General features: G+C 74.4%; 4 protein-coding genes. 1 reads left to right on the forward strand and 3 read right to left on the reverse strand.

The window, feature by feature from the left end:
• Nucleotides 1-716, forward strand: a 716-nt coding sequence (locus VGD85_RS05305; RefSeq protein ID WP_331062403.1) for an HNH endonuclease signature motif containing protein, incomplete at its 5' end; no start/stop codon positions are given.
• Between the two features lie 304 nt (nt 717-1020).
• Here VGD85_RS05305 and VGD85_RS05310 read toward each other — a convergent pair.
• The 3 genes from VGD85_RS05310 to VGD85_RS05320 all read right to left on the reverse strand — a co-directional run.
• Nucleotides 1021-1800: an isocitrate lyase/phosphoenolpyruvate mutase family protein gene (locus VGD85_RS05310; protein WP_331062404.1), complete on the reverse strand. Its 780-nt coding sequence runs from the start codon at nt 1798-1800 to the stop codon at nt 1021-1023.
• 16 nt (nt 1801-1816) lie between these two features.
• Nucleotides 1817-4804: a bifunctional [glutamine synthetase] adenylyltransferase/[glutamine synthetase]-adenylyl-L-tyrosine phosphorylase gene (locus VGD85_RS05315; RefSeq protein ID WP_331062405.1), complete on the reverse strand. Its 2988-nt coding sequence runs from the start codon at nt 4802-4804 to the stop codon at nt 1817-1819.
• On the reverse strand, nt 4801-4983 hold a 183-nt coding region (locus VGD85_RS05320), incomplete at its 5' end, for a hypothetical protein (RefSeq protein ID WP_331062406.1). The genes VGD85_RS05320 and VGD85_RS05315, both read right to left, overlap by 4 nt.

The raw sequence follows: 4983 nt of genomic DNA on the forward strand, positions 1-4983 counted from the left end.
TCGAGGCTGAGCACCGCCGGCTGCTGGCGGCGGAGGGCCGGTTCTTCGACGTCGACACCCACACCCCCTCCCTGGCGGGCACCACCACCGTGCGCGGCGAGCTCGACCTGGCCGACGCCCTCGACCTCGACCACGCCCTCAGCGTCGGCGCACAGGAGCTCGCCGCCCTCGGCTGCGCCGAGACGCTGGACGTGCGTCGGGCGATGGCCGCCGGGGCCCTGGCCCGCGGCGACCTGACCCTCGGCCTCGGCGAGACCCAGCAGCCGCGACGCCCGCACCGTCAGCTGACGATCTACACCCACCTGTCCGAGGAAGCCCTGGCCGGGGTGGAGAACACCCGCTCCCACGTGCTCGTGGACCAGGTGGAGGGCTGGTGCGCCACCGCGACCGGCCCGGTCAGCCTCCGCCCGGTGCTGGACCTGGGTGAGCACATCGAGGTGCCCGGCTACACGCCCTCACCCCGCCTGCGCGAACAGGTGATCCTCACCCATCCGACGTGTGTGTTCCCCGGCTGCACGAGACCATCGCGGTCCTGCGACCTCGACCACGTCATCCCCTGGGACCAGGGCGGCCCGACCTGTTCGTGCAATCTCGTGCCGGCCTGCAGATTCCACCATCGCCTGAAGACCCGGGGCGGTTGGCGCCTCGAACGGACCGGCCACCGGCTGTTCACCTGGACCAGCCCCCACGGCCGCACCTACACACGACATACCTGAGCACCCGACCCCGCCGGCCACGGCCGGCGGGGCCACACCCATGCCCAGGGCCGGCGAGCGTGCCCGGACGGGGTGGTTTCGAGACAGGCGCCAGCGCGCCTTCCTCAACCACCGTGCGCCAGGACTGCCCAGAACGACCCGCCACCCGACCCCCTCGCCTTCGACGGTGACCACAGCACGACCACCCCAGACCACTGCAAGCCGAGCGCCGACGGCGACCACGCCTGCGCAACCACAGCGGACGGTGACCACGTCACCTCGCCGACCGCGACCGCAATCGAGAGCATCCGGCCGGCCGGGCCGGTCAGTTCAGCCGGCGCATCGTCGGGGGGACTCCCCCACCGCGGTGGACCTCCTCGACGAGCTCCTGGAGCGCGGTGAGCGCGACGTTCTGGGGCATCGGGCCGAACGAGACCCGCGCCACGCCGAGCTCCTCGAGCCGGGCCAGCGGCGGGATCCCCGGGATGCCGATCATCGTCAGCCGCTGCGGGCCGAAGGCCTCGACGAGCGCGGCGACCTGCTCCTCGTCGAGCTTGGCGGGCACGAACACCACGGGCGCGCCGGCGTCCAGGAACGCCTTGCCGCGCTCGATCGCGTCGGCGAGGACGTCCTGGGGGTCGCGGTCGCGGCCCTTCACGAACGCGTCCGTGCGGGCGTTGAGCACGAAGTCCACGCCCTCCTGCTCGGCGACCCGCATGATCCGCTCGACGTTGGCGGCCGCCTCGGCCACCGGCCGCATCTGGTCCTCGATGTTGGCGCCCACGACGCCCAGGCCGATCGCGCGGCGGATCGTCTCGGCCGGGTCGCCGTACCCGCCCTCGAGGTCGGCGGTCACCGGCAGGTCGGTGGCGGCGACGATGCGGCCCACCGCCTCGAGCATCAGGTCGACCGGGATCTGCTCGCCGTCGGGGTAGCCGTAGGACGCGGCGATCGAGTGGCTGGCGGTCGCGAGCGCGGTCGTGCCGGGCACGTCCGCGACCACCTTCGCCGAGATCACGTCCCACACGTTCACCAGGGTGAGCAGCTCGGGAGCCTGGTGGAGCCGGAGGAGGGCGCTGGCCTTGGCGGCGGTCTGGTCGCTCATGTCGCGAGCCTAGAGGTCACTCCCAGAACACGCGGTCGACGACGGCGCGCGCCAGCCGCGTGTAGCGCAGCTGGTCGTTGACCATCGCGTCGGAGGACCCGGCGGGGTAGCCGAGGATCGCGGCGACCGCGGCGCGTTCGCGGATGTCGCGGGGCAGCTCGTCGGCTGCGCGGCCGCGGACCAGCGTAACCGCGTTGCGCACCCGGCTCACCCGGCGCCAGGTCTGTTGGAGCACCGCGGCGTCCTCCTCGCCCACCAGACCGGCCTCACGCGCCGCCGCGAGTGCGTCGAGCGTCCGGGAGGTGCGCAGCCCGGGGACCGTGCCGGCGTAGCGCATCTGGAGCAGCTGGACGGTCCATTCGATGTCGGCGAGACCCCCGCGACCGAGCTTGAGGTGGGTGTGCGGGTCGGCGCCACGCGGCAGGCGTTCGTCGTCGACGCGGGCCTTGATCCGGCGCACCTCGATCACGTCGTCCTCGCTGAGCCCCCCGGGCGGGTAGCGCAGCGGGTCGATGAGCTCCTCGAACCGGCGGCGCACCTCCGGGTCGCCGACCACGGCGTCGGCGCGGAGCAGGGCCTGCGCCTCCCAGACCTTCGACCACCGCGCGTAGTAGGCGGCATAGGAGTCCAGGGTGCGCACCAGCGGCCCCTGCTTGCCCTCCGGGCGCAGGTCGGCGTCGACCTCCAACGCCGGATCGGGCCCGGGCAGGGCCAGCAGCCGGCGCAGCTCGTTGGCGACGGCCTGGGCGTACGACGACGCCGCCTGCTGGTCGGCCCCGGGCTCGGGGTCGTGCACGAACAGCACGTCGGCGTCGCTGCCGTAGGACAGCTCGAAGCCGCCGTAGCGGCCCATCGCGACCATCGCCATCCGGGTCGGTGCGGCGTCCAGGCCACGCTGGGCCCGCACGGCCCGGCCGGCGACGTCGAGCGTGGCCTCCAAGGTGGCGTCGGTGAGTCGCGAGAGTCCCGCGCCGACGGTGGCGACGTCGGTGAGGCCGAGCAGGTCGCCGGCGGCGATCCGCAGCAGCTCACGGCGCCGGATGCCGCGGATCGCGAGCACGGCTGCCTCGGGCTGGTCGTGCCGGCCGGACGAGGCGAGCATCTCCTCGGTCAGCGCCTCCGAGGAGAGCGGGGCGAGGTCGCCGCCGAGCATCCGCACGCCCTGCGGCTCGCGCTCGAGGAGATCGGTCGCGTACCGCGACGTGGCGAGGATCCGGGCCAGCCGCTCGGCGACCTCCCCCTCGTCACGCAGCGTCGAGAGGTACCAGTGCGTGCTGCCGAGGGACTCGCTGATCCGGCGGAAGCCGAACAGTCCGGCATCGGGGTCCGGCGCGTCGGCGAACCACCCCAGCATCGCCGGCAGCAGGGTGCGCTGGATCTGCGCGGCCCGCGAGACGCCGGACGTGAGCGCCTCCAGGTGACGCAGCGCGGCCTGGGGATCTTGGAAGCCGAGGGCGGCGAGCCGCTTGGTCGCCGCCTCGGGCGAGAGCCGGGCCTCGTCGCCGGGGATCTTTGCGACCGCGGTCAGCAGCGGACGGTAGAAGAGCTTCTCGTGGAGGCGGCGTACCTCGAGCCGGTGGTGCTGCCAGGTCTTGTCGAGGACCCCGACGGGATCCTTGTGGTAGCCCATGCTGCGACCGAGCCGGCGCAGCGAGGCCTCGTCCTCGGGCACGACGTGGGTGCGCCGCAGGCGGTGCAGCTGGATGCGGTGCTCGAGCGTGCGCAAGAACGCGTAGGCCTCGTGCAGCGCCTCGCCGTCGGCGCGGCCGACGTAACCGCCGCGCGTCAGCTCGGCCAGGGCGCTGAGGGTCGTGGCGGGGCGGATGCGCTCGTCGGCGCGTCCGTGCACGAGCTGGAGCAGCTGGACGGCGAACTCCACGTCGCGCAGGCCGCCGGACCCCAGCTTGAGCTGGCGTTCCGCCTCGCGGGCGGGGATGTGGTCCAGGACCCGGCGCCGCATCGCCTGGGTGTCCTCGACGAACCCGTCCCGCTCGGCGGCGCTCCACACGAGCGGACGCGTCATCTCGACGAACTCCCGACCGAGCGCCAGGTCACCGGCGACGGGCCGCGCCTTGAGCAGCGCCTGGAACTCCCAGGTGCTCGCCCAGCGCTCGTAGTAGCCCTGGTGGCTGGCGAGGGTGCGGACCAGCGGCCCGGCCTTGCCCTCGGGCCGGAGCGCGGCGTCGACCGGCCAGATCGTGCCCTCGGTGGTGTGGTCGGAGCACACCCGGATCAGGTTGCCGGCCAGCTGGGTGGCGGCCTTGAGGGCGCCGTTGTCGACCGCGCTGTCGGGTACGCCGTCGGCCGGCGCCCACACGAAGATCACGTCGACGTCGGAGACGTAGTTGAGCTCGTGGCCCCCGCACTTGCCCATCGCGATCACCGCCAGGCGCGCCATCGCGGCGTCGGGCCCGACTCGCTGGCGGGCGACCGCCAGCGCGGCGTCCAGGGTGCCGGCGGCCAGGTCGGAGAGCTCCGCCGCGGCGTCGTCCACGCTGAGGTGGTGGGCCAGGTCGCGGGCGGCGAGGCGCAGCAGCACCCGGCGGTACTCCACCCGCAGCGCATCGACCGCCTCGGCGTCCGGCCGGGTCGCGACCGGCTCCGGGTCGGACGGATCGGCCCCGACGGCCGCCAACAGCCCCGCGCGGATCGCCCAGGCGGCCGGCCGGGTCGAGCCGAGCAGCGGATCGACCAGCTCACGCCAGTGCTCGGGGTGGCGGACCAGGTGGTCGGCCAGCGCCTCGCTGGCGCCGAGCACGCTGAGCAGCCGCATCGCGGTGCCCTCGTCCTCGACCAGTGCTTCGAGGACCTCCTCGGGCGTGCCGACCGCGTCGAGCAGCCGGTCCAGCGCGGCGACGGTCGCGTCGGGGTCGGCCGTTCGTCCGATCAGCGCGAGCAACGGGGCCGCGTCCTCACCGAGGCGGGCCAGGCCGGCGAGCGCCGCGTCCGGGTCGAGGAATCCCAGGCGCAGCAGGCTGCCGGTGCTGGTCGCCGGCCGGGTCATCGCGGCGGACGCTCCTGCGCCTGGGCGGCGACCTGCGCCGCGAACCCGGCGGCGAGCGGACGCCAGGCCGCGTCGAGCTCGGCCCGGGCGGCCTCGATCTCGCGGAGGACGGCGTCGGTGTCGATGCCGTGGGTCTCGTGGGAGCCGCGGTCGGACTCGGCCCACGGGAGCAGCACGGG

Origin of the sequence: Nocardioides sp. (assembly GCF_036401255.1) — a bacterium.
Taxonomy (GTDB): Bacteria; Actinomycetota; Actinomycetes; order Propionibacteriales; family Nocardioidaceae; genus Nocardioides.

What these genes read in the sequence shown, in the direction of transcription:
- VGD85_RS05315 (WP_331062405.1), bottom strand. Translation starts at nt 4,804, where the DNA reads ATGACCCGGCCGGCGACCAGCACCGGCAGCCTGCTGCGCCTGGGATTC.
- VGD85_RS05310 (WP_331062404.1), bottom strand. Translation starts at nt 1,800, where the DNA reads ATGAGCGACCAGACCGCCGCCAAGGCCAGCGCCCTCCTCCGGCTCCAC.